The organism is Jeotgalicoccus sp. WY2 (assembly GCF_018437745.1).
Classification (GTDB): Bacteria; Bacillota; Bacilli; order Staphylococcales; family Salinicoccaceae; genus Jeotgalicoccus; species Jeotgalicoccus psychrophilus.
In genome coordinates, this window is sequence record NZ_CP049818.1 from 261,150 (window position 1) to 283,799 (window position 22,650).

The 22,650-nt window shown below is 41.4% G+C and carries 27 protein-coding genes and 7 pseudogenes; all 34 read left to right on the forward strand.

What is annotated here, in order from left to right:
- Window positions 1–60: 60 nt before the first annotated feature.
- The 34 genes and pseudogenes from G4D76_RS01500 (at window position 61) to nth (ending at window position 22,580) form a co-directional block, all read left to right on the forward strand.
- The gene (locus tag G4D76_RS01500) at window positions 61–333 is read left to right on the forward strand and encodes an HU family DNA-binding protein (protein WP_026858074.1); all 273 of its coding nucleotides are present in this window, start codon (window positions 61–63) and stop codon (window positions 331–333) included.
- A gap of 58 nt (window positions 334–391) precedes the next feature.
- Window positions 392–898, forward strand: a complete 507-nt coding sequence (locus G4D76_RS01505; protein WP_213810342.1) for a hypothetical protein — start codon at window positions 392–394, stop codon at window positions 896–898.
- Between the two features lie 124 nt (window positions 899–1,022).
- A pseudogene (locus G4D76_RS01510) lies at window positions 1,023–1,595 on the forward strand (ubiquinone/menaquinone biosynthesis methyltransferase).
- Complete coding sequence (locus G4D76_RS01515; protein ID WP_250130091.1) at window positions 1,592–2,326, forward strand: polyprenyl synthetase family protein; 735 nt, start codon at window positions 1,592–1,594, stop codon at window positions 2,324–2,326. The pseudogene G4D76_RS01510 and the gene G4D76_RS01515 overlap by 4 nt, the downstream one beginning before the upstream one ends.
- Window positions 2,286–2,543, forward strand: coding sequence for a hypothetical protein (locus tag G4D76_RS14170; RefSeq protein WP_250130092.1), 258 nt, complete (start codon window positions 2,286–2,288; stop codon window positions 2,541–2,543). The genes G4D76_RS01515 and G4D76_RS14170 overlap by 41 nt, the downstream gene beginning before the upstream one ends.
- Window positions 2,544–2,609: 66 nt before the next feature.
- Entirely contained in the window at window positions 2,610–3,056 is a 447-nt protein-coding gene (gene ndk / locus G4D76_RS01520) for a nucleoside-diphosphate kinase (protein ID WP_026858071.1), read from the forward strand.
- An 87-nt stretch (window positions 3,057–3,143) separates the two neighbouring features.
- On the forward strand, window positions 3,144–4,310 hold the full coding sequence (gene aroC / locus G4D76_RS01525) for a chorismate synthase (RefSeq protein ID WP_213810343.1): 1,167 nt from the start codon (window positions 3,144–3,146) through the stop codon (window positions 4,308–4,310).
- A gap of 220 nt (window positions 4,311–4,530) precedes the next feature.
- Window positions 4,531–4,792 (forward strand): annotated as a pseudogene (locus G4D76_RS14175) (hypothetical protein).
- A 158-nt stretch (window positions 4,793–4,950) separates the two neighbouring features.
- Window positions 4,951–5,352 (forward strand): 3-dehydroquinate synthase family protein, encoded by a 402-nt coding sequence (locus tag G4D76_RS14180; protein ID WP_250130093.1) that lies wholly within the window; start codon window positions 4,951–4,953, stop codon window positions 5,350–5,352.
- Window positions 5,349–5,474 carry a hypothetical protein gene (locus G4D76_RS15730; RefSeq protein ID WP_256440517.1) on the forward strand — a complete coding sequence of 42 codons (126 nt, stop codon included), beginning with the start codon at window positions 5,349–5,351 and terminating at the stop codon, window positions 5,472–5,474. Before G4D76_RS14180 ends, G4D76_RS15730 begins: the two co-directional genes overlap by 4 nt.
- A 32-nt stretch (window positions 5,475–5,506) precedes the next feature.
- Window positions 5,507–6,636 (forward strand): annotated as a pseudogene (gene aroA, locus G4D76_RS01535) (3-phosphoshikimate 1-carboxyvinyltransferase).
- Window position 6,637: 1 nt separating this feature from the next.
- Window positions 6,638–7,183, forward strand: coding sequence for a tetratricopeptide repeat protein (locus tag G4D76_RS14185; protein ID WP_250130094.1), 546 nt, complete (start codon window positions 6,638–6,640; stop codon window positions 7,181–7,183).
- On the forward strand, window positions 7,180–7,905 hold the full coding sequence (locus G4D76_RS14190; RefSeq protein WP_250130095.1) for a tetratricopeptide repeat protein: 726 nt from the start codon (window positions 7,180–7,182) through the stop codon (window positions 7,903–7,905). The genes G4D76_RS14185 and G4D76_RS14190 overlap by 4 nt, the downstream gene beginning before the upstream one ends.
- Window positions 7,886–8,362: a YpiB family protein gene (locus G4D76_RS01545; RefSeq protein ID WP_213810344.1), complete on the forward strand. Its 477-nt coding sequence runs from the start codon at window positions 7,886–7,888 to the stop codon at window positions 8,360–8,362. Before G4D76_RS14190 ends, G4D76_RS01545 begins: the two co-directional genes overlap by 20 nt.
- Window positions 8,363–8,367: 5 nt before the next feature.
- Complete coding sequence (locus G4D76_RS14195; RefSeq protein WP_250130097.1) at window positions 8,368–8,505, forward strand: YpiF family protein; 138 nt, start codon at window positions 8,368–8,370, stop codon at window positions 8,503–8,505.
- Complete coding sequence (locus G4D76_RS14200) at window positions 8,499–8,684, forward strand: DUF2487 family protein (protein WP_250130098.1); 186 nt, start codon at window positions 8,499–8,501, stop codon at window positions 8,682–8,684. Before G4D76_RS14195 ends, G4D76_RS14200 begins: the two co-directional genes overlap by 7 nt.
- Window positions 8,685–8,932: 248 nt before the next feature.
- Window positions 8,933–9,431: pseudogene (locus G4D76_RS01555) on the forward strand (ubiquinol-cytochrome c reductase iron-sulfur subunit).
- An 11-nt stretch (window positions 9,432–9,442) separates the two neighbouring features.
- Entirely contained in the window at window positions 9,443–10,117 is a 675-nt protein-coding gene (gene qcrB, locus G4D76_RS01560) for a menaquinol-cytochrome c reductase cytochrome b subunit (protein WP_026858063.1), read from the forward strand.
- Between the two features lie 15 nt (window positions 10,118–10,132).
- Entirely contained in the window at window positions 10,133–10,933 is an 801-nt protein-coding gene (locus tag G4D76_RS01565) for a menaquinol-cytochrome c reductase cytochrome b/c subunit (RefSeq protein ID WP_213810345.1), read from the forward strand.
- Between the two features lie 45 nt (window positions 10,934–10,978).
- On the forward strand, window positions 10,979–11,560 hold the full coding sequence (locus G4D76_RS01570; RefSeq protein ID WP_213810346.1) for a DUF1405 domain-containing protein: 582 nt from the start codon (window positions 10,979–10,981) through the stop codon (window positions 11,558–11,560).
- A 55-nt stretch (window positions 11,561–11,615) separates the two neighbouring features.
- Window positions 11,616–12,314: a zinc metallopeptidase gene (locus tag G4D76_RS01575; protein ID WP_256440518.1), complete on the forward strand. Its 699-nt coding sequence runs from the start codon at window positions 11,616–11,618 to the stop codon at window positions 12,312–12,314.
- 663 nt (window positions 12,315–12,977) lie between these two features.
- Window positions 12,978–14,141, forward strand: coding sequence for an N-acetyl-alpha-D-glucosaminyl L-malate synthase BshA (gene bshA / locus G4D76_RS01580; protein ID WP_213810347.1), 1,164 nt, complete (start codon window positions 12,978–12,980; stop codon window positions 14,139–14,141).
- Window positions 14,119–15,333 carry a CCA tRNA nucleotidyltransferase gene (locus G4D76_RS01585; protein WP_213810348.1) on the forward strand — a complete coding sequence of 405 codons (1,215 nt, stop codon included), beginning with the start codon at window positions 14,119–14,121 and terminating at the stop codon, window positions 15,331–15,333. The genes bshA and G4D76_RS01585 overlap by 23 nt, the downstream gene beginning before the upstream one ends.
- Window positions 15,287–16,243 carry a biotin--[acetyl-CoA-carboxylase] ligase gene (locus tag G4D76_RS01590; RefSeq protein WP_213810349.1) on the forward strand — a complete coding sequence of 319 codons (957 nt, stop codon included), beginning with the start codon at window positions 15,287–15,289 and terminating at the stop codon, window positions 16,241–16,243. Before G4D76_RS01585 ends, G4D76_RS01590 begins: the two co-directional genes overlap by 47 nt.
- 12 nt (window positions 16,244–16,255) lie before the next feature.
- The gene (locus tag G4D76_RS14205; protein WP_256440519.1) at window positions 16,256–16,684 is read left to right on the forward strand and encodes a 3'-5' exonuclease; all 429 of its coding nucleotides are present in this window, start codon (window positions 16,256–16,258) and stop codon (window positions 16,682–16,684) included.
- Entirely contained in the window at window positions 16,630–16,761 is a 132-nt protein-coding gene (locus G4D76_RS15735; protein WP_256440551.1) for a PolC-type DNA polymerase III domain-containing protein, read from the forward strand. Before G4D76_RS14205 ends, G4D76_RS15735 begins: the two co-directional genes overlap by 55 nt.
- Window positions 16,762–17,199: 438 nt before the next feature.
- Window positions 17,200–18,234, forward strand: a complete 1,035-nt coding sequence (locus tag G4D76_RS14210) for a hypothetical protein (RefSeq protein WP_250130099.1) — start codon at window positions 17,200–17,202, stop codon at window positions 18,232–18,234.
- A complete protein-coding gene (locus tag G4D76_RS14215; RefSeq protein ID WP_250130100.1) occupies window positions 18,218–18,379 on the forward strand; it encodes a hypothetical protein in 162 nt (53 codons plus the stop codon). The genes G4D76_RS14210 and G4D76_RS14215 overlap by 17 nt, the downstream gene beginning before the upstream one ends.
- Window positions 18,342–18,755: a helicase C-terminal domain-containing protein gene (locus G4D76_RS14220; RefSeq protein ID WP_250130101.1), complete on the forward strand. Its 414-nt coding sequence runs from the start codon at window positions 18,342–18,344 to the stop codon at window positions 18,753–18,755. Before G4D76_RS14215 ends, G4D76_RS14220 begins: the two co-directional genes overlap by 38 nt.
- Entirely contained in the window at window positions 18,745–18,996 is a 252-nt protein-coding gene (locus G4D76_RS16485; protein WP_371814536.1) for a hypothetical protein, read from the forward strand. The genes G4D76_RS14220 and G4D76_RS16485 overlap by 11 nt, the downstream gene beginning before the upstream one ends.
- A 25-nt stretch (window positions 18,997–19,021) precedes the next feature.
- Window positions 19,022–19,577, forward strand: a pseudogene (locus G4D76_RS16490) (aminotransferase class I/II-fold pyridoxal phosphate-dependent enzyme).
- 392 nt (window positions 19,578–19,969) lie between these two features.
- Window positions 19,970–21,249: pseudogene (gene asnS / locus G4D76_RS01605) on the forward strand (asparagine--tRNA ligase).
- Between the two features lie 58 nt (window positions 21,250–21,307).
- A complete protein-coding gene (locus tag G4D76_RS01610) occupies window positions 21,308–21,931 on the forward strand; it encodes a DnaD domain-containing protein (protein WP_026858054.1) in 624 nt (207 codons plus the stop codon).
- A pseudogene (gene nth / locus G4D76_RS01615) lies at window positions 21,903–22,580 on the forward strand (endonuclease III). The gene G4D76_RS01610 and the pseudogene nth overlap by 29 nt, the downstream one beginning before the upstream one ends.
- Window positions 22,581–22,650 lie beyond the last annotated feature (70 nt).

The following is a 22,650-nucleotide window of genomic DNA, read 5'->3' on the forward strand; positions in this document are numbered from 1 at the left end:
GTATGGTAAAGTCAAAACATAATGATAATATCATTATACAGATTATAGGAGGTCTATCAGATGAATAAGACAGATTTAATCAACGCTGTCAGCGACAAAGCTGACCTTACAAAAAAAGAAGCAGGAGCTGCAGTAGACGCAGTTTTTGAATCAATTCAAGGTTCACTTCAAAATGGTGAAAAAGTACAGTTAATCGGATTCGGTAACTTTGAAGTACGTGACCGTGCTGCAAGAAAAGGCCGCAACCCGCAGTCTGGTGAAGAAATCGAAATCCCAGCATCAAAAGTACCTGCATTTAAAGCTGGTAAAGCACTTAAAGACGCAGTTAAATAATTTATCTACTAGGCCTAACTTTGAAACGTTAGGTCTATTCATTTATAAGGTGATATTTATGAAATACTCAGCCGTGCAACCATATAACGATTCAGCATTATCTGAATTGATTACTAAGCTTGATCAAAATGAAATTACTGACTTTTTTTCAGACAGTAAAAATATAATTCATAAAAGACACGTTACACATGCGGTTCTTTTATTTACATATGCTTTAAATCAGCTCGACCGGATACCTTCTGCTGATGAACGGGAAAGCCACGTTCTTGCCGGGGACTTTTATTTCAGCGAGTTTTACTCGTCACTTGCAAGCCACGGTGAAATGGATGTCGTTCATGACATGGTGGAAATATCCAAAATCCTGTCATCTAAAAAATCCAGACTTTACGAAGACGCTCTCGAAGTTTCCGACAGTGAATTAAAGTACCTGCTATTTGCACCGCTTTTGTATTTAATAGATAATGGGTATGTGACGTCTGATCTCGATAACGTACTCGGCCGTTATATTAAAAACATTGACCGTTCAAAGCTGGCATACATAATAAATACAAAAGGTGAGCGCTAATGCAAACAGAAAACAGAATTCAGACAATCTTTAATTCCATTTCAGATGATTACGACCATATGAACGATTTATAAGCTTTAATCAGCATACGATATGGCGTAACCGCACGAACAAGGAAATCTTTGTGAAACCGGGCCATCAGGTGCTCGATTTGTGCTGCGGTACAGGTGACTGGACTATTCAGCTTGCTGAAAATAAAGAGGCTGATAACGGGGCTGGATTTCAGTGAAAACATGCTGAAAGTAGCCGCTGAAAAAACAGCTGATATTAAAACATCACGCTGCTGCAGGGCGATGCAACTGAACTTCCTTACGAGGATAATTCATTCGATATTATTACGATTGGATTCGGTCTGCGCAATCTGCCTGACTATAATAAAGCAGTCGAGGAATTTTACCGCGTCTTAAAACCAGGCGGCCAGCTTGTTATTCTTGAAACATCAAATCCGGAAAACGGGTTGATTAACTACGGTTTTAATATTTACTTCGGTAAAATTATGCCGCACCTTGGTCAGCTGATTGCCGGCAGTGGCCAGGAATACACGTGGCTGTATGAATCGACAAGCAATTTTTTATCAAAAGATGAATTAAAATCGATGATGCATCAGAACGGATATATAAATATCAAAGTAATCCCTCATACATTTGGTACTGCAGCTACTCATATCGGATATAAACCGCTAGAGGCTGCAATGTGAAATCTTTAAAGAAACTTATGGCAGGGGAATTGTCCCATGTTAAAAAAATTGTTAAAGAAGAACTTAAACCAAATGGTACAATCGTTAATGATAAGAGTTTCGAGCTGTTTAACTCTGGGGGAAAGAAACTTCGTCCCATGTTTACTATACTCGCGGGTAAATTAGGGGATAAAGAGCACTATAATGATGTACTGAAAACAAGTGCGAGTCTCGAACTGCTTCATATGGCAACACTTGTGCACGATGATATTATCGACGACAGCGAACTCAGAAGAGGCAAGCCGACTGTCTTTTACGAGCACGGTTATTTTCAGGCTGTCAACACAGGAAATTATTTGCTGTCTTCCGCACTGCAGATTGTCAGTAAAATCGACAGCCGTAAATTCCATGAGACATATTCTTCAGGCATCCGGGAAATCGTGCAGGGTGAACTTATCCAGTTCGATACGCAGTTTGACGCAGCCCAGACACTGGATGAGTATTTCAGAAAAATTTACCGTAAAACTGCGCTGTTAATCGTATTGAGCATCGAACTCGGCGGGCATGCAGCACATCTCGAAGATGAGCTGATGGACAAACTGCGCACGTACGGTTATCACATCGGCATGAGTTTCCAGATTATCGATGACTGTCTCGACTTTACGGGCAGTACACGTACGCTCGGCAAGCCGAATTACTCGGATATCAAAAATGGGCATTACACATTACCAGTGGCTCTTAAGAGACAGTGATCCAGTATTCAAAGCGATGCTGGAAAAATTCTCTGACACGAAAGAAAATCCAGGTGCATTAATCGACTATATTCTAAACAGTGATGCAGTCGACCAGGCACTTCGGGTAAGTACAGAGCATTTAGAGCAGGCTGAAGCTGAAATCAGCAATATTGACGAACCAATCAGACATTATTTTACTGAAATTACCGGTATGTTAAAAAACAGACGAAATTAGTTTGTAAACACACTGTATATAATGCTAAAATAATAGTCGAAAACATATTTAAGGGAGCTTATTATAATGGAAAAAACATTTCTTATGATTAAACCAGACGGCGTCCAAAGAAATCTTATCGGACCTATCGTTGAAAGATTAGAAAACAAAGGATTCAAAGTTGTTGGTGCTAAACTGATGCAGGTATCTGAAGATCTTGCTAAAACTCACTACGGTGAACACAGTGAAAGACCTTTCTTCGGCGAGCTTGTAGAATTTATTACTTCTGGACCTGTTTTTGCAATGGTTCTTGAAGGTGAAAACGTAATTAAAACTGCACGTTTAGTTGTAGGATCTACTAACCCGCAGGAAGCTGCACCTGGAACTATCCGCGGAGACTTCGGTTTAACTGTTGGTAAAAACATCATTCACGGTTCAGATTCACTTGAAAGTGCTGAAAGAGAAATTAACTTATTCTTCAACGAATCTGAAGTATTAGATTACAACCTGTCTAATAGCCCTTGGATTTACTAAAACTTGCAGCCAGGCTGGGTAATAACATTACTCAGTCTTTTTTTCATATATTAATATAAATAAATAATTCAGATAGAGGTGCTTGCAATGAGATTTTTAACTTCAGGAGAATCGCACGGCCCGAAAGTTAACGCTATTGTCGAAGGCTTCCCTTCGAACCTTCCAATTAATAAAGAACGCATGCAGGAAGAGTTATTTAAACGCCAGGGCGGATACGGCCGCGGCCGCCGCATGCAGATTGAGAAAGATACTTTCGAATTTGGTTCAGGTGTCCGCCACGGCAAGACGCTCGGCAGCCCGATTATGATGGAAGTCAATAATGACGACTTTAAACACTGGGTCAATATTATGGGTGACGAGCCGATTACTAAAGAAGAAGAAGCTGAAATGAAACGCATTATAACAAAACCGCGTCCCGGTCATGCTGACCTGGTTGGCGGTATGAAGTATAATCACCGTGATCTCCGCAATATTCTGGAGCGTTCTTCTGCACGTGAAACAACTGCACGTGTCGCTGTAGGCGCACTCTGTAAAGAATTATTACATGCTCTAGATATAAATATTACTTCCCGCGTGACTAAAATAGGGCAGGTCACAGATGACAGCGCATACGATTATGCTACTTTAAGTGACAAATCAAATAACTCAAGCGTGCGTATGATTTCGGATGATGCGACTAAAGCTGCAGAAGAAGTTATTGATGCGGCTAAGAAAGCCGGAGATACACTTGGCGGCGTCGTTGAAGTTATCGTCGAGAATCCGCCGGTAGGTTTAGGATCTCACGTTCATTACGACCGTAAGCTCGACGCAAAAATTGCACGCAGCATCGTCAGCATCAATGCATTTAAAGGTGTTGAATTCGGAATGGGTTTTAAAATGGCTGAAACGCCGGGATCTGAAGTTCAGGATGAAATTAAATTCGATTCAGAAGACGGTTTTTACCGCAGCTCAAACAACTTAGGCGGTTTTGAAGGCGGAATGACGACCGGCATGCCGATTGTTGTCCGCGGTGTCATGAAGCCGATACCAACTTTATACAAACCGTTAATGAGTGTCGATATTGAGACGAAGGACGCATTTACTGCAACGATAGAGCGCAGTGACCCTTGTGCAGTGCCCGCAGCTTCGATTGTTGCTGAACATATGGTTGCCATTGAAGTCGCAGAAGCTATTTTAGACAAGTTTCCTAGCGATGACTTCGGTGATCTGAAAGCATCACTGGAATTGTACAATAAACGTTTAAGCGAGTATTAACATGGATATTTCGACGGCCTATAAAGATAATAATTATAAAATTCACGTTGCACGGAATATTTTGGGAAACAAGTTAAACACTTATACCGAACAGTACGAATCCGTATATTATATTATCGATGAAAATGTATATGATATATACAAAGAGACAAAATTATCATTTATAAAATCACCGCTGGTCGTCACAGGAGGAGAACCGTTTAAATACGTTTCTCCTTTAATGCACACTGTGGAAGAACTGCTGGCATCCGGCATTAAACGCAATTCGCTAATTGTCGTTATAGGCGGCGGTGCCACGGGGGATGCCGGCGGCTTTATTGCAAGCATGGTACTTCGCGGTGTGGACTATTCACGTGCCGACGACACTGCTCGCTCATGATTCCGCTATCGGCGGAAAAACTGCGATTAATTCTCGTCACGGTAAAAACTTAATCGGTGCATTTACCGTCCGAAAGCTGTTATCTATGATCTTGAATTCTTGATTCACTGCCTTCTGCAAATTCTCAGCGGTTTCGGGTGAAGTGTTTAAGCACGCGATGATTCACAGTCCAGAGACGCTTGAAGAACTCCTTACAGTGACTGAGGGCAGTATCGATGTACAAAATCTCACTCCGTTATCATTAAAGGCATTGAAACAAAAATGAAAATCGTGATTGAAGACGAACACGAGAGCGGCAGCCGCAAGTTTTTAAACTTAGGCCATACACTCGCTCATGCTGTGGAATATAAATATAAAATCCCTCACGGCCAGGCAGTTATGCTCGGTATTATTGCAGCGCTTTATATATCCAACGAACTGAATGATACAGCCTTCGACATCGATGTCTATATGTCTTATATGGAAAATCATGGCTATCCAGTTCTGCTGCTTAAAGAAATGGACATTGCTGAAATGATCAGTCTGATGCAGAAAGATAAAAAAAATCACCGCAATGACTCTATCAGCTACGTGCTGTTTAAAGATCAAAGTACACTGGCTGTCTCAGATATTAAAGTTTCAGAACTTAAAAATATACTGACAGCGTTAAAGGAGCGCATATGAAGCAATTACTGAATGGAACATTTAAAGGCACCATAAGAGTACCTGGAGATAAGTCGATTACACACCGCGCTCTAATGCTCGGTGCACTGAGTCACGGAACGACAAATATATACCGCCCTTAATCAGTGCGGACACGCTCAGAACTTTTGAAAATATGCGCCAGCTGGGTGCTGAAATAACGCGTGAAGGCGACGGTTTTAAAGTCATTTCAAATGGTCATGACAGTTTAACGTCACCTGAACAAACTTTGTATACAGGCAACAGCGGCACAACAACACGGTTAATTACAGGACTCTTAGCTGGTCTTAAAAACATTACCGCATCGGTTGAAGGTGATGCTACAATTGCCAAACGCCCGATGGACCGCGTCGTTATACCGCTGTCTGACATGGGTGCTGACATCAGCTTAAAGAACGATAAATATCCGCCGGTCAATATTTATCCGGCAGTTTTAAAACCGCTTGAATACGATATGCCGATCGCTTCAGCACAAGTGAAAAGTGCGATACTTTTTGCAGGACTGTTCACAGACGGAGAGACAATCGTTCATGAAACACATCAGTCACGCAACCATTCGGAAATTATGATGGCCCAGTTCGGTGCGGATATTTCCGTATCGGACACAACTGTTAAACTGAACGGCGGCAGTAAACTTTCAGCGGCAGACGTAACCGTGCCGGGGATATTTCATCGGCAGCATTTTTAATCGTGCTCGGACTGATTACTGAAGGTGCTGATATTACGATTGAAAATGTATCTCTGAACGAAACGCGTGCCGGCATTATCGATGTCGTCAAAGAAATGGGCGGCAGCATTACTATTACCGAACACGATTCGACAGGTGAAAAGTTCGGCGATATTAGAGTAGAGTATACACCAGACTTAAAACCGTTCCATATCGACGGAGATATAATTCCACGCCTGATTGATGAAATTCCAATTCTCGCTGTACTTGCAGTATTCGCCAGCGGAGCAAGTACTGTCCGCGGAGCAGAAGAATTAAGATTCAAAGAAACAGACCGCATCACAGCAGTTATTGCGGAACTGGAAAAATTCGGTGTATCATTTGAAGAGTATGATGACGGCTTTAAAGTGAGCCCAGGTCACAGTACAATTAAACAGGACCAGCTTTTTAAAGGCTATCATGACCACCGCATTATCATGATGCTGATCGTTATGGCGATCGCAGTAAATACAAATATTGAAATTGATGATTCGAGCGCAATAGACGTATCGTTCCCTTCGTTCGTAAGCGATCTTGAAGGTTTAAGAAAGGACCGGTAATATGCAGGAAGAAATACTTCGTATAATCGATAAACTCCGTCAGGGGTCTTATCCGGAAGAAGATTTAAATAATATACTGAACAGTCTGGAGCAGTTTCATTCGGACGAATCGCTGGAAGCTTTATTTTTACTCGGCGATGCGCTGCAGCAGGCAGGACTAGACCATCAGGCAAGACAGGTGTTTCTGCACTTGAACGATAATGTCGACCACGATGATTACGTCATCAGCTATCTCGTCGACTCGTATATCAGTGAAGCACGTCTCGATGATGCGCTGACGCTGATTAACAACAGCCCGGAAACACCGACAGTACTTATGCTGAAATCTGAAATATTTCAGCAGATGAACTTAAATGACGTTGCTGTCAGACTATTGTTCGATGCGAAAACAATGACCGATGATATTATTATCGATTTTGCGCTTGCCGAACTCTATTACACAACGGGAGATCTTGAAGAAGCCATCCGTTTTTACGAAACAGTGCTGAACGAAGGTCTGGAAGAAGTTAACGGCATCATTATCATCGTCTCGCTGATATCAACTTGAATCTTCTGAATTTCGACGATGCACGCGCGTATTTCGATAACGTGCCGGACGAATCTTACGGAAACGAAGACTTTTATAAAGAAGCACTTCTCGAATATAATTTAAAAGAATACGACCGTGCGAAAACACTGCTTGAAAAAGTACTCGACAATGAACCGTACTTTATCAATGCATATATTCTTTTAATGAACATTTATGAAACTGAACATAATCTCGATGACGCGCTTGAAACAATGCTCCGCTACCTGCGTGAAAATGATAAAAATGCACTCATATATTTCCATATCGGACGTCTTTACTTCAGACAGAACAAGCCGGCAGAAGCAATTGAACACTTCAGCCTGGCAACGTCGCTTGATGAAGATTACGATGATGCTTACCTCATGCTGTTTGAAAGTATTTTGAAAACAGGTGAGACAAGTACGATTGATGACTACGTTAAGCATCTCGATATTAACTCGCTGAGCGGTGAATCAATTTATCTGCTGGCTAAAATCGAAGCTGAAAACGAAAACGATGATAAAGCAATTGAATATTACGAAGATGCTGAAAGCTTAATCGGTGATTCATCAGAATTTTATGCAGATTATTATTACTATCTGACAGAGATTAATCATCCGAATAAGAAAAATGTACTCGAAAAACTAATTAAACTAGAACCCGATAATCTGGAGTGGCAGCTGGATTTCGAGCGAATAGCAGGTGAGGAAGACGAGTTTTAAAAAAGATTTTATAAATTATTGCTTATATAATTATGAATTCAAAGACCATACTGCAGTGTGGATTTTAAATTTTATAAAATCCCATCCTCTGATAACGCATAATATTTCATTTACAAATTCTGAGCTCGAGCGCAAGCTCAGAATCGCCGAAAGCAGCACGAACCGTCCGACTTTAATGTTTGAAAAGAACGGTACTGTAACTGCGAACGGCGAGACGATATTCCATGAGCTGAATCTGAACAAAACAGATGCACTGTACGTTGAATTTATCTTCGCGAAAAACGACCTGCGATATAATCAGGCGAAGTCAAAAGAACTGATGAAAAATGATGAAATTCTATTAGAAGATATTGAAGAACTCGAAAGCTTAATCGATGAAGCACTCGTATCAAAAGATAAAGAACGCTTTTTCGAATTAACTGATGAACTACAAAAACTAAATGATAAAAGAGGTTAGTATTTGTGCTTTATAATAATCGTGATTTAAGAGTATTAAAAGATGAAATTGAATTTGTCGATACGGCAATCGTTCCTGTCGTGAGTGTGGATTTCGACAGCAATCTGCTGCACCATTCTAATAACCTGGAGTTGCTGTGGTAACAATTCTGGAGAAGCAGTTGAAAGGGCGTCTGATGATCACGCCGTCACTGACGACTGTGGACAAAGACAGCTCAGCCTTGGAAACTTATAAGAATCAGCTGACAGAATACGGCTTTAAAAATGTTGTCAGCCTGTCTTTCGATGCACTGGAAACAGAAGGTGTCCACAATATAAATTAAACAGTATCCCAATCAGCGATATGGATAATGAAATGAAAATTTCAATTATTAATGATGAAGTGAAAACTGTCATCAAACAGATTATCGGTGTGTGGAATCAATAATTAAAAGTAGAATTACACAATTCTGTTTATCATGTGTCAATTATTTGAAAACCATATTGACCGCCTAGTTTTAATGAGCTAAAATTGAAATGTCCTAGTTATATTATATGTAAAAGTATGTGCGTTTGAGGAGGGGAAACAAAAATGTCGCAAAAAGTAACAAGACGCCAGTTTATGAAACTCTTTAATGGGTGTTGGGTCGTTCATGGCGGCAGGTATGATTCTGCCGATGGGTAGATTTGCACTTGATCCACTTTTCCAGGAATCGTCTGCAGGTGACATGATTACTACTAGTGTTAGTATTGATGAAATCACAGAGGAGCCAATTAGTGTTGACTTCACATTCGAACAAACAGATGGTTGGTATGTGAGTGAGGTAACGGATTTCGCTTGGGTTTATCGCGAAGGCAATGAAATCATAGCGTTATCGCCTGTGTGTAAACATTTAGGGTGTACGGTTTCGTGGGCAAGTGATGCCGCTAACCCGGATAGATTCTTCTGTCCATGTCATAACGGCCTTTACGAAAAGAACGGTGCTAACGTACCGGGTACACCGCCGCGTGGACCACTTGATATGTTCGAAGTTGGAGAATCAGATGGCTTCTTAACAATCGGTGCCGTCCACGAGAATGAATTGGTATAGGAGGGAATTAAATGCTAAATCGTATTTATGATTGGATTGATGACAGAATTGACATCACTCCGATCTGGAGAGACGTAGCTGATCACGAAGTGCCAGAGCATGTTAACCCTGCCTACCACTTCTCAGCTTTCGTCTACTGTTTTGGAGGACTGACGTTCTTTATTACTGTTATCCAGATTTTATCTGGAATGTTTTTAACAATGTATTACGTACCCGACATTATTAATGCCTGGAACTCTGTGTACTTCCTTCAGCAGGATGTAGCAGCCGGTGTTATCGTCAGAGGTATGCACCACTGGGGTGCGAGTTTAGTAGTAGTTATGATGTTCTTACATACTCTCAGAGTATTCTTTACAGGTGCTTATAAGTCACCTCGTGAATTAAACTGGGTCGTTGGTGTACTGTTATTCGCAGTTATGCTCGGTCTTGCATTCACAGGCTACTTGCTGCCATGGGACATGAAAGCATTATTCGCTACTAAAGTAGGCTTGGATATTGCAGAAAGTGTACCATTCATTGGTGAATGGATTAAGACACTTCTCGCAGGTGATTCGACAATTATCGGTGCTCAGACACTTACAAGGTTCTTTGCCATCCACGTATTCTTCCTGCCTGCAGCACTGTTTGTATTGATGGCAATACACTTTATCTTAATACGTAGACAAGGTATTTCAGGACCACTATAAGGGGAGGGTAACTATATGAAACACGGTAAAGGTCTCACTTTTGTCGGTGACTCACGAATCCAAAAATACGACAAACCAAAACTAAATCGTGACTATTCAGAATTCCCTGGTCGTACAGAGGAGTTCTTTCCAGATTACCTGCTCAAAGAGTGGATAGTCGGAGCGGTATTCTTAATAGGTTTTCTATGCTTGACTGTTGCGCATCCAGCACCGCTTGAGCGTATGGCAGATCCAACTGATACAGGTTATATTCCATTACCAGACTGGTATTTCCTATTCCTTTATCAGATTCTTAAGTACACATATGCTTCCGGACCGTTTAACGTTGTCGGTGCCATGATTATTCCTGGTATTGCTTTCGGTGCTTTATTACTTGCACCTTGGCTTGACGGCAAAAAAGAACGTCACTGGAAAAAACGTCCTGTTGCATCAGGAATGATGCTGATTGCAATTGGTATTATTTTCTATACAACTTGGGAATCGGTAGCTTATCACGACTGGGATCAGCAAAGCCAGCAGGGGCAGATTGTCTTCTCTAACTTAGACGCAGAAGATCCTGTTTTCAATGACTTAATCCGTACGAGCTGTACGAGCTGTCACGGCGGTGAACTAGCCGGAGGATCAGGTCCTAACTTAATTGAACCGGATCTTTCTCCTGAGATGGTAGATGCATTCGTAAGAAATGGTACAGAAGAAATGCCTGCCTTTGAAGGTCAGCTTACAGACGAAGAAATTACAGCAATTTCTGAATATGTTGCAGGCTTGGAACTTACTTCAAGAGACGAAGCAGCTAACACTGAAGAATCAGCAGAATAATAATAATGACCCTTCTGGCAACAGAAGGGTCTTCTTATAGGTGAAATGATGATATATAACTTATATAAACTAATGTTTAATCGAATATTTCTCGTCTTCCTGCTGATCTGCAATGTCGGAGGTACAATATACGGCTATATATGGTACGGCGGACAGCTGTCAATTACGCCCTGGTATTTCTACCCATTCGTGCCCGACAGCCCGACAGCAACGCTGTTTTTATCAATATTAATATTACTAATATTGTTTAATAAGAAATTCGGCTTGATAGATGCACTCGCATTTACAACGCTGATAAAATACGGCGTCTGGGCAGTTATTATGAATATCTGGAACTTTATCGATATGGGCTTTGTATCCTGGATCGGTTTAATGCTCATTGCTTCGCATGCTGCGATGGCGCTGATGGCATTTATGTTCCTGCCTTATATCGAAATTAAGCCGTGGCATTTTTATGTCACTGCAATCTGGCTGTTTCATAATGATTTTATCGATTATGTATATATGCAGTACCCGAGATACGGTAACCTTCATCCGCATGTAGCTGAGATAGGCTATCTCGCATTCTGGCTGACGGTGATTGTCCTCGTGCTGTTATATAAACTCGCGGCTAGACATAATAATTGACTTAAGTAAAAACAGTTTAGTAAAATAGTACTATGAACTAAACGGAGGGACTAACTTGTATCTTATAATCTACTTTGTAATATTAATGGTCGTACCAATGCTTGCGCAGATGAATGTAAAATCTACGTTTAACAAGTATTCAAAAGTACGTTCGACAAGCGGACTTACAGGTCAGCAGGTTGCAGAAGACATCCTCCGGGAAAATGGAATTTACGATGTTACAGTTGAACGCGGTCAAGGTGTCCTGACAGACTACTACGACCCGAAAAACAAAAAAATCGTTCTGTCTCCCGGCAACTTCGACAACCCGAGCGTTGCAGGCACAGCAGTCGCTGCACACGAAGTCGGCCATGCGATTCAGCATGCTACCGGCTATAAGTTCTTAAACTTCAGATCAGCATTATTCCCGCTCGCACAATTAGGAAGCAACTTCTCGTATTTCCTAATTATTGCAGGTATTATCCTGACAGCAGCACAAAGCGCTGCAGGCGGCGGACTTGGTGAAATTCTATTATGGTCAGGAATCGGACTGATGGCATTCGCCGTATTATTCCAGCTCGTTACACTGCCTGTTGAGTTTGACGCATCAAGACGCGCAATGAACCAGATCGAAGAATTAAACATTGTGAACAGTAAAGAATACCGCCACGCTAAGAAAGTACTGAACGCTGCAGCAATGACATACGTTGCCGCAACAGCAGTCGCTGTAGCAGAGCTGTTACGCTTTATTATGATCGCAAGAAACCAAAGCTAATAATTTTGTTGGAGACAGCCGCATTATCCTGGATGGATGATGCGGCTGTTTTTTTGTGGGGTTATGGGCTGGTGTTTTAACGATTATATCAGCTCATAGAATTTCCGAGCGTTTTGGATTTCTATGAAGTAAGCTCATAGAATTTCCGAGCGTTTTGGATTTCTATGAAGTAAGTTCATAGAATTTCCGAGCGTTTTGGATTTCTATGAAGTAAGTTCATAGAATTTCCGAGCGTTTTGGATTTCTATGAAGTAAGTTCATAGGATTTCTGAGTGTTTTGGATTTCTATGAAGTAAGTTCATAGGATTTCTGAGTGTTTTGGATTTCTATGAAGTAAGTTCATAGGATTTCTGAGTGTTTTGGATTTCTATGAAGTAAGTTCATAGGATTTCTGAGTGTTTTGGATTTCTATGAAGTAAGTTCATAGGATTTCTGAGTGTTTTGGATTTCTATGAAGTAAGTTCATAGGATTTCTGAGTGTTTTGGATTTCTATGAAGTAAGTTCATAGAATTTCTGAGTGTTTTGGATTTCTATGAAGTGAACTCATAGAGTTTCCATACAACTTATATCAGCAATGTAAACAGATTCATTTCCCTTATACTCTTATATTCATTATAATTAACATTGATTAACGATACTATAAGCAATAGAGGTGCATAATTATGAAAATTGGAATTACATGTTATCCAAGTGTTGGCGGCAGCGGAGTTATCGCTACGGAACTTGGTATTCAAATGGCTCGCCGCGGGCACGAGGTGCACTTTATTTCATCGAGTGTGCCGTTCAGGCTGGAGCATAATTATGATAATATATACACGCATCGGACAGAGGTAAATGACTACAGTGTCTTTAAATACCCGCCGTATGATATTACTTTATCGAGTAAAATTTCTGAGGTCATCGATCGCTACGAGCTCGATGTCATTCATATGCATTACGCCATTCCGCATGCGGTTTGCGGAATTCTGGCAAGGCAGATGTCAAAAAAGAAAGATGTCGGCATCGTCACAACTTTGCACGGGACTGATATTACTGTGCTCGGACACGATATGTCACTGGTCAGCGCGATAAAATTCGGCATTGACGGCTCGGATATCACTACGTCTGTCAGCAACAGTCTGACAGAGGAGACGTACGAGTTAATTAATCCAGAGAGTGAAATTACGACTGTTTATAATTTCGTCGATGAATCCCGTTTTAATACCGACAACAGATTAGCCGTTAAAAAAGAACTTAAGGAAAAATTAAATATTCCACCTGGTGCTAAAGTATTGATGCATACTTCTAATTTCAGAAAGATTAAAAATGTCGATGATATCGTTCACACTTTCCACGAAACATCGAAAGAGATCGACTGCCATCTAGTCCTTGTTGGAGATGGTCCCGACATGTACAGTATTAGGGAACTCGTTAAAAATCTCGGTATTGAAGACCGTGTGCATTTCGCCGGCCAGCAGTCAGACGTCAGTTCATATTACAAATTAAGCGATACTTTTTTACTGTTAAGTGCCAAGGAAAGCTTCGGTCTCGCAATGCTTGAAGCGATGTACTGCGGTGCGATTCCCATCGGCTCGACGGCAGGCGGGATTTCAGAAGTCATTCAGCACAATGACACGGGTTATATCGTTGATGTCGGTGATTATAAACAGGCGGCCGCGCATTTAATTAAACTGTTGAACGATGATGTGCTGTACAAAACAATGCAGGAAAAGATGCTTAAAGATGTAAAGACACGTTTTGACATGGAGAACATCGTTACAGAGTACGAAAATTTATATACTAAGCTTTTGGCAGGTGCAGATAATGACGGAACACAATCTATTTAAGACCGGCGCAAAAATTATAGAGCGCTTTGAAGATAATAACTACGAAGGATATTTTGTCGGCGGGGCAGTACGTGATTATACGCTCGGCCGGGCAGTCAGCGATGTCGATATTACGACCAACGCACTTCCCGATGAGATTGAGACTTTATTCGAAAAAACAATCGATGTCGGGAAAGAACACGGCACGATTATTGTACTGATGGATGAGCTGCCATTTGAGGTGACGACCTACCGTGTCGAAGGCGAATATACGGATCATCGCAGACCTGACAACGTATTTTTCACTCAGCATCTTAAAGAAGATTTAAGCCGCAGGGATTTTACCATTAATGCGATGGCGATGACTGCTGATATGAAATTATATGACCCATATGACGGCACAGATCTTAAGGCCAGGATAATAAACACTGTCGGAACTGCTTCAGACCGATTTGGTGAAGATGCGCTCCGCATGCTCCGTGCAGTCCGCTTTATGTCGCAGCTTGATTTTGAGCTGGCTGACGGTGCAAAAGAAGCAATCAGTCAGCATGCCGGCAGGCTGGATTATGTTGCTGTTGAACGGATTACTGCAGAGCTTGAAAAACTGTACCGCGGTATTAACGTTAACAGCGCGAAAGACATGATTGCAGCAACAGGCTTGAAGTCACATATGCCGTTCTTTAAACATATCGATAAAGTACAATATTTAAAGTCCAGAGCACAGTCACTGGAAGAGGAAGCTGTAATACATATATACAACGACAGCTTAAGTGCACATTTGAGTGAACTCAAGCTGTCAAACCGTCAGAAGATGACTATCAAGCAGTCACTGAAACTGCTTGAAGATTTAAAAAACGAGATTAACATCAAACTTATTGCATACCGTTATGAGACGGACATTTTAACCAGTGTAAATGTTATAATTAACAATAACGAACTGCTTAGCGCCAATCATAAAGAACAGCTGCAGTCAGCAATCGACATGGAGCCACACCTTGTAATACACAACAGAAACGAACTCGCTGTTAACGGCAATGCTCTGATGACCGCTTTAAATGCGCGAGGGGGTCCATGGCTAAGCGTGTGTCTGGATACGATTGAGCAAGAAGTACTTTTAGAGAATATAGAAAATAACGAATCAGAAATAATTAATTGGGTGAATTCACATGTCACAAACGAAGACGGAAATATTGTCTTTACTGATGGAAGGTAATTACTTATCCGGAACGAGACTCGCAAAGCTCGGCGTCTCACGGACAGCTGTCTGGAAAAATATTCAGCAGCTGAAAGAGGACGGCTATAATATTACAGCCGTCACGAATAAAGGTTATAAGCTTGTTGAACCTTCCAATAGAATAAATGAATCGCTGCTGGCCGGGACTGTAGAGAAATCGGGCCTCTTAGATCAGCTGATTTATAAAAAGACGATTGACTCTACACAAAATCATGCATTCAGGATTTTAGACCAGTATGATGGTAATATAGTAATTGTGAGCGGCGAGCAGAGTCAAGGCCGCGGACGCTTTAAACGCGAATGGCTGTCGCCGGATGAAACAGGACTGTACATGTCTCTAGTGCTGCGTCCGGCTATCAGCAATCAGAATATGATTGTATTTAATTTATTTATCTCTCTCGCAATCAGCGAAGCAATTCGCGAAGCAGCAGGGCTTAAGAGCGGCATTAAATGGCCGAATGATATTTTAATTAACGATAAAAAAGTATGCGGATTTTTAACAGAAGTCATCAGTGCGGATAATATAGTAGAAACTATTGTTTGCGGTATCGGCATTAATATTAATCCGTCAGCTGTGACCGAAGCTCTCGGTACGGCGACGACCATAACCGGTGAACTTAAAGGCTCGGAATTTGATATGAATCATTTTATCGATGTGCTGTTTAAAAAAATAGAGTATTATTACGACAAGTTTTTAAGTGAATCGTTCAGTTCGATTAAAGATGACTGGCTCGACCAGGCAATTATTTTTAACCGCGACCTGACAATTACAACTGTCAAAGAAAAACTGAGAGGAAAAGCTCTCGATATTACTGATGAAGGGTACCTGGTCATTTTGGACGGGGACCACAACATACATAAGGTAATCAGTGCCGATATTGAAATTTAGCTTGGTGATATAATGTTAAATAAAACATTCGCAGTCGTCGATCTTGAAACGACTGGAAATAATTTAGAAAAAGATAATATCATTCAATTAAGTATTGTGTTCGTACGTAATTTTAAAATTACAGGACAGTACAATACTTTTTTAAGTGATGAAACAACCGTGTCGCCATTTATCCGCGAGCTGACGAATATTTCTTCAGATATGCTGATTGGCGCACCGAAATTTAAAGACGTTGCCGATGATATTAAAAACCAGCTGGAAGATGCGGTTTTCGTTGCGCATAACGTCGATTTTGATTTAACATTTTTACAGTCTGCATTTAAATCGCGGGACTGTCCTATAATCCTGTGCACACACTCGATACGGTCGAACTCGTCCGTATTTTTCTGCCTTCCGTTGCCGGCTACCAGCTTCATCTGGTCGCGGAACATCTTGGTGTAGAACTGTCACAGGCGCATCGCGCAGATGAAGATGCTTATGCCACGGCTGAAGTGCTGGTTTTTATCATTAAAAAATGATAAGTACACACCGTGAAACACTGATAAAAATTTATCACTTATCTAAATCAATGCGTACAAATTTAACCGACTTAATTTTCTCAATATTAAACCGGTATTCAGACGATAATGATGAGAATATTATTAGTTTCAATCAGTTTTATATTAAGGATACGGAGGTCACACATAAAAATATTGACTCTGTCAGTGTCCATGACCTTTATCATAAATATTTAAATATTCGGGTAACGACTACCGCGAGGATCAGTACCAGCTTGCTTTATTAAATACGATTCACTTGTCGAAGAAAATTACCATGCGATTGAAGCGTATACCGGACTTGGGAAAAGCGATGCATTTTTAATTGCCGCACTGAGCTACTATTCAGCATATGACGGTCAGGTCGTCGTATCGACATCGCGTAAAATTCTCCAGAATCAGCTGATTGAGGAATCGCTGATGCGTCTCAGAAAAGTCGTGTCGTACGAAACACCATTTGCTCTGTTAAAAGGCAGACTGAATTATGTTGATTTAAACGCATTTACTGCGCTGCTCGGGCTGGATGATACGAATCCGGAAATATGTTTCCTTAAAATGCGCATGCTTATCTGGCTGATTGAAACTGAAACGGGTGATCTGTCTGAAGTTAATCTGCGCGGGCCGGAGAAATCGTATTACGAAACGATGCTGATTCAGGCAGGGGATAAGAAACACCACTTTTACTTTAAGCGTGCCTTATCAAACGCTAAAAAAGTGCCGATTATCGTGACCAATCATTACTTTTTAAATGACTGCCTCAATAGTCTTGAGGGCATTCAGGCTTTAATTATCGATGAAGCACATCAGCTGAAGCAGGCGCTCGATATGAAAGAGCGCAGAACGTTCAATTATCCGGAACTGAAGTTCTTTATCGGTCAGGTTGGGCTGATTAATCAGGACAGGCTTCTTAGCCAGTACAGTAAAACAAACAGCGCAGTGTCCCTTTATCTGCTTGAAGATATTGTTATTAATTTAAATAAAAATATTGATATTCTGTTCCAGCAGGTCTCCCGTAAAAAGCTCGATGAGTCTATAGAAACTCTGGACAGTCTCGTTAAATACACGGATATGTTTTTAAGCACGATACGCGGCACTGATAATTACCAGGCGCTGTATAATCACATGCACTATTTTGATGCATCGCTTAAAAATCTGCTTTATGCGCTCCGATATGATGATTATCATAAGAGCAGCAAAAACTTCCAGAAAACTGAAGTGATAATACGGACAGATGTACTCGACACACTGGCCGACGCGCTCAGATCTATTCCGTGTCAGATTCTCCTGTCCGGAACGCTTGAAGTGCACGACAGCTTTAAGCATTTAAAATACTGGTTCGGCGACTATGACTTTAAGACGACAGTAATGAATAACACTGAAATGTACAGCGATATCAAACTCTTTATCCCGAACGACATCAGCAGCTATGATCCTAAAGATGACAATTATCGTTGATATTCTCGATTATATTGCACTGTATTTAAGTGAGACGAACTCGAAACTCGTCGTTATATTTTCAAATTATGAACTGCTCGATAAAGTTTTTCACCGAAGACATCGAATTGTTCGAACAGATTCCGGTGCTCCGGCAGTCTCATAACTCGAACAATGAAAAACTGCTCAACCAGTACAATCAGCTGAGTCAGTGTCTTCTGCTCGGTACGTATACCTTTACCGAAGGTATTAACCTCGTCAGCGATAAAGATAAAACGCTGATGCTGACAAAACTGCCGTTTCCGGTACCAAAAGGTGACAGTTTCAGAGATTTTTATACGACGGATCTGCCTGAAGCCGTCATTCATTTCAGACAGATTATCGGGAGAGTCAAACGCAGCAGTGAAGATAAAGGTGTCGTTCTCTTATTCGACGACAGGATTATGACTAAACCGTATAAAAATGCATTTTTAAAATATTTCCCCGAAGAAAATGTCATTCATGACAGAGAAACTTTTAAAGCACTGCTTTTTGGTCTATAATAAGGAAAACATAATTGTTAGGAGACTGCAGCATGGAATTATCAAAAAAGGTAAAGTCGATACACCCAGCCAAACGATAGAAATCACTAATACTGCAAGACAATTAAAAGCTGAAGGCGTAGATGTTATCAGCCTGTCAGCAGGAGAACCTGATTTTAATACTCCTGATGAAATTATCGAGGCTGTATACGAAGCTGCAAAAGCGGGACATACTAAATACAGCGTCTGCCGGAGTTCCTGAATTAAGAGAAGCAATCGCTAAAAAAATGCAGCGCGACAATAATCTGACTTATGAACCGACTGAAGTTTACGTCGGCAACGGCGCAAAACAGGTGCTGTACAATATTCCTGGCAACACTGGATCAGGGCGATGAGGTTATCGTGCCTTCTCCGTACTGGGTCAGCTATACAGAACAGATTAAAATGGTCGGCGGTGAACCGTAACTGCTGCGACGACAGAGAAACTCATTTTAAATTAACACCTAAACTCTTAAAACGCACATTACCGAAAAAACTAAAATGCTTGTGTTAAATACTCCGAATAACCCGACAGGCTCCGTTTATTCGAGAGATGAACTTCAGGCGCTTGCCGATGTGCTTGCAGAAACAGATATTATTATCGTTGTCGATGAAATTTACGAAGTGCTTACATATGGTGAGCCTCAGGTATCCATCGCGTCGTTAAATGATAAAAAAGCTCAGACGGTTATCGTTAACGGCGTCAGCAAGTCTCACTCAATGACAGGCTGGAGAGTCGGTTACGCTTGCGGTGATGCCGGGTTAATCTCCGCACTCTCATCACTGACATCGCAGTACTACTAGTGTTGGCAGAGCCGCACAATACGGCGCGATTGCGGCATACAATATGAATCCGGAAAATCGGAAGCATACAGAGCAATTTTTGAGCGCCGACGCGACAACGCGTATGCACAAATTCAAACTTTCCTCACTTTACCTGCATTAAACCGGAAGGTGCATTTATCTGTTTCCCACATATGCAAAAATGCGCCGAAGCATGCGGTTACAAAACCGTGGATGACTTCGTCAAAGAAGTTCTCCGTGAAAAAATGTTGCATTTGTTCCGGGATCGGGCTTCGGCACACCCGAATATGCAAGAATCAGCTACTCGCTTGATGAAGAAACATTTATGAAGCAATTTCACGTATTAGAAACTTTATTGTAGAAAAAACTCAAAGCTAAGGATGTATGAAGATATGAAAATCACTATTAACCAGGCTCCACAATATGCAGGACAGGAAGTCACAATCGGCGGCTGGCTTTTACAAAAACGCGGCAGCGGGAAACTTCAGTTTCTGCAGCTCCGTGACGGTACCGGCTTTATGCAGGGCGTCGTTGTAAAAGCTAACGATGAAGCATTATTCGATACCGCTAAAGGCTTAAACCAGGAAACGTCAATGTACGTTACTGGAATGATCAAAGAAGGACGAGCGTCATTCGGCTACGAAATGGAAGTTTCAGGCATTGAAATTATTCAGAGTGCTGAAGGCTATCCGATTACACCGAAAGAACACGGTCCTGCCTTTTTACTCGACAACAGACACTTATGGTTACGTTCAAGAAAGCAGCATGCTGTAATGAACATTAGAAACCAGATTATTAAAAGCACGTATGACTTTTATTTCGACAATGGCTTTAAGAAAATTGACTCGCCGATTTTAACGAGCAGTTCTCCTGAAGGTACAACGGAATTATTCCATACTAAATATTTCGATGAAGATGCCTATTTATCAGCGGTCAGCTTTACGCTGAAGCAGCTGCGATGGCACATGGTAAAGTATTTACCTTCGGACCGACATTCCGTGCAGAAAAGTCTAAAACACGCCGTCACTTAATCGAATTCTGGATGATGAGCCTGAAATGGCATTTTATAATCACGAAGACAGCTTAGTAGTGCAGGAACAGTACGTTCAGTACTTAGCTGAAAATGTTCTTGAAAACTGTAAACTGGATTTAGAAGCACTGGGCCGCGACACGACAGCTTTAGAAAAAATTAAAGCGCCGTTCCCGCGTATTTCATACACAGACGCAATCGAACTGCTGCATAAAAAAGGATTCGATGATATCGAGTGGGGCGATGACTTCGGTTCACCGCATGAAACTGAAATTGCAAACAGTTTTGATCAGCCGGTATTTATCGTTAACTATCCAAAAGCAATTAAATCATTCTACATGAGCACGAACCCGGAAGATCCGCGTACAGTATTGTGTGCAGATTTAATCGCACCTGAAGGCTACGGTGAGATTATCGGGGGCAGTGAGCGTATTTCTGACTACGATGAGCTTAAAGAGCGTATTGTGGAATCAGGACTTAACGCTGACTTACGAATGGTACTTAGACTTGCGCAAATACGGTACGGTTCCGCATTCAGGATTCGGACTTGGTCTGGAACGTGCAGTTGCCTGGTTCTCAGGTGTGCAGCACGTGAGAGAAACAGCACCGTTCCCAAGATTATTAAATCGTTTATACCCATAAAATCAATGGAGATATTAGGTTCCCTAATGTCTCCATTCTGTTATTGGAGGGAAAATATATGGTTAACGATTATTTGAAATATATTACAATTCCAGTTAGTAAAATACTGCTGGATAACTACGCTAAAATTGGCCTCGATGAAAGAGGCGTTATTATATTGATCAAGCTGCTGGAACGTCACCGCACGTATAATACACCGCTTGATTTCAGCGAACTGTTAAGCGGGACGACATTAAATGAGACTGAACTTACGCATATTATTCAGTCGCTGATAAAAGAACAGCTGCTGGAGTTAGATACACATCAGATTGATGGTAAATATACAGAAACTTACAACTTTGAGCCGCTTTATTCTAAGCTCGAGGATTTTATCATGCTGGAAGAAAAAGCACCGGTCAAAGACGATACGACATTACGCGAACTGTTTGAATACATCGAACAGCTGTACGGACGGGCAATCAGCCCGAACGAATACGAACGCCTGAACAGCTGGATGAACGATTCAAACTACCAGCCGGAAACGATTCAGGATGCTGTCGACATTGCATATAAAAGTAATATTACGTCGCTGCAGTACGTCGAACGTATTTTGAGCAGCACGTCAAAAAGCGAGCCGGTGAAAGGAACAGGACTGCCTGTTATATCATGGCTCGATGGAGGTAGCCGACTTGACAACAAGTAAGAAAAAAACGATGGAATTTATCGACGTCATCGCGGAGATGTTTCCGGACGCAGAAGCAGAATTAAACTATACCAACGCATTTGAACTGACAATTGCCGTGCTCTTAAGTGCACAGACGACAGACGTCGGGGTAAACAGAGTAACTGAAGGTTTGTTTAAGCGCTTTAAAACGCCGGAAGACTATCTGGAAGTAGAGTGTCGTTGAAATAGAACAGCACATTAAAACAATCGGTTTATACCGTACAAAAGCTAAAATATTCAGAAGCTCTGCCGGGATTTAATCGATAAATACAATGGAGAAATCCCTGGGAATTATGATGATTTAGTATCGCTGGCGGGAGTCGGGCGGAAGACTGCAAACGTCGTGCTGTCTGTAGCGTTCGATACGCCGAGGATTGCTGTCGACACGCATGTTGAAAGAATTTCAAAGCGGCTCGGTATTGCGCGTTATAAAGACTCGCCGCTGCAGGTTGAAGAAACACTGATGCGTAAAATCCCTGCTGAACGCTGGAGCAAAACACACCATCAGTTAATATTTTTCGGACGTTATCACTGTCTGGCCCGCAATCCTAAATGTCACGAATGTCCTTTACTGGCAGAATGCCGGGAAGGACAGAAACGTTTGAAAAAAGGATTGGTTAAAATTTAATGATTGGAGCCGCATTTCCTGTGAGGAGGTGCGGTTTTTGTTTGAGTGGTTTGGAGTAAATATTAGTAAG

Bases quoted from the DNA above. Each gene is read 5' to 3' on its own strand.
- G4D76_RS01500 (WP_026858074.1), top strand. From the start codon at position 61: ATGAATAAGACAGATTTAATCAACGCTGTCAGCGACAAAGCTGACCTT.
- G4D76_RS01505 (WP_213810342.1), top strand. From the start codon at position 392: ATGAAATACTCAGCCGTGCAACCATATAACGATTCAGCATTATCTGAA.
- G4D76_RS14170 (WP_250130092.1), top strand. From the start codon at position 2,286: ATGGGCATTACACATTACCAGTGGCTCTTAAGAGACAGTGATCCAGTA.
- ndk (WP_026858071.1), top strand. From the start codon at position 2,610: ATGGAAAAAACATTTCTTATGATTAAACCAGACGGCGTCCAAAGAAAT.
- aroC (WP_213810343.1), top strand. From the start codon at position 3,144: ATGAGATTTTTAACTTCAGGAGAATCGCACGGCCCGAAAGTTAACGCT.
- G4D76_RS14180 (WP_250130093.1), top strand. From the start codon at position 4,951: ATGAAAATCGTGATTGAAGACGAACACGAGAGCGGCAGCCGCAAGTTT.
- G4D76_RS15730 (WP_256440517.1), top strand. From the start codon at position 5,349: ATGAAGCAATTACTGAATGGAACATTTAAAGGCACCATAAGAGTACCT.
- G4D76_RS14185 (WP_250130094.1), top strand. From the start codon at position 6,638: ATGCAGGAAGAAATACTTCGTATAATCGATAAACTCCGTCAGGGGTCT.
- qcrB (WP_026858063.1), top strand. From the start codon at position 9,443: ATGCTAAATCGTATTTATGATTGGATTGATGACAGAATTGACATCACT.
- G4D76_RS01565 (WP_213810345.1), top strand. From the start codon at position 10,133: ATGAAACACGGTAAAGGTCTCACTTTTGTCGGTGACTCACGAATCCAA.
- G4D76_RS01570 (WP_213810346.1), top strand. From the start codon at position 10,979: ATGATGATATATAACTTATATAAACTAATGTTTAATCGAATATTTCTC.
- bshA (WP_213810347.1), top strand. From the start codon at position 12,978: ATGAAAATTGGAATTACATGTTATCCAAGTGTTGGCGGCAGCGGAGTT.
- G4D76_RS01585 (WP_213810348.1), top strand. From the start codon at position 14,119: ATGACGGAACACAATCTATTTAAGACCGGCGCAAAAATTATAGAGCGC.
- G4D76_RS01590 (WP_213810349.1), top strand. From the start codon at position 15,287: ATGTCACAAACGAAGACGGAAATATTGTCTTTACTGATGGAAGGTAAT.
- G4D76_RS14205 (WP_256440519.1), top strand. From the start codon at position 16,256: ATGTTAAATAAAACATTCGCAGTCGTCGATCTTGAAACGACTGGAAAT.
- G4D76_RS14210 (WP_250130099.1), top strand. From the start codon at position 17,200: ATGCGTCTCAGAAAAGTCGTGTCGTACGAAACACCATTTGCTCTGTTA.
- G4D76_RS14215 (WP_250130100.1), top strand. From the start codon at position 18,218: ATGACAATTATCGTTGATATTCTCGATTATATTGCACTGTATTTAAGT.
- G4D76_RS01610 (WP_026858054.1), top strand. From the start codon at position 21,308: ATGGTTAACGATTATTTGAAATATATTACAATTCCAGTTAGTAAAATA.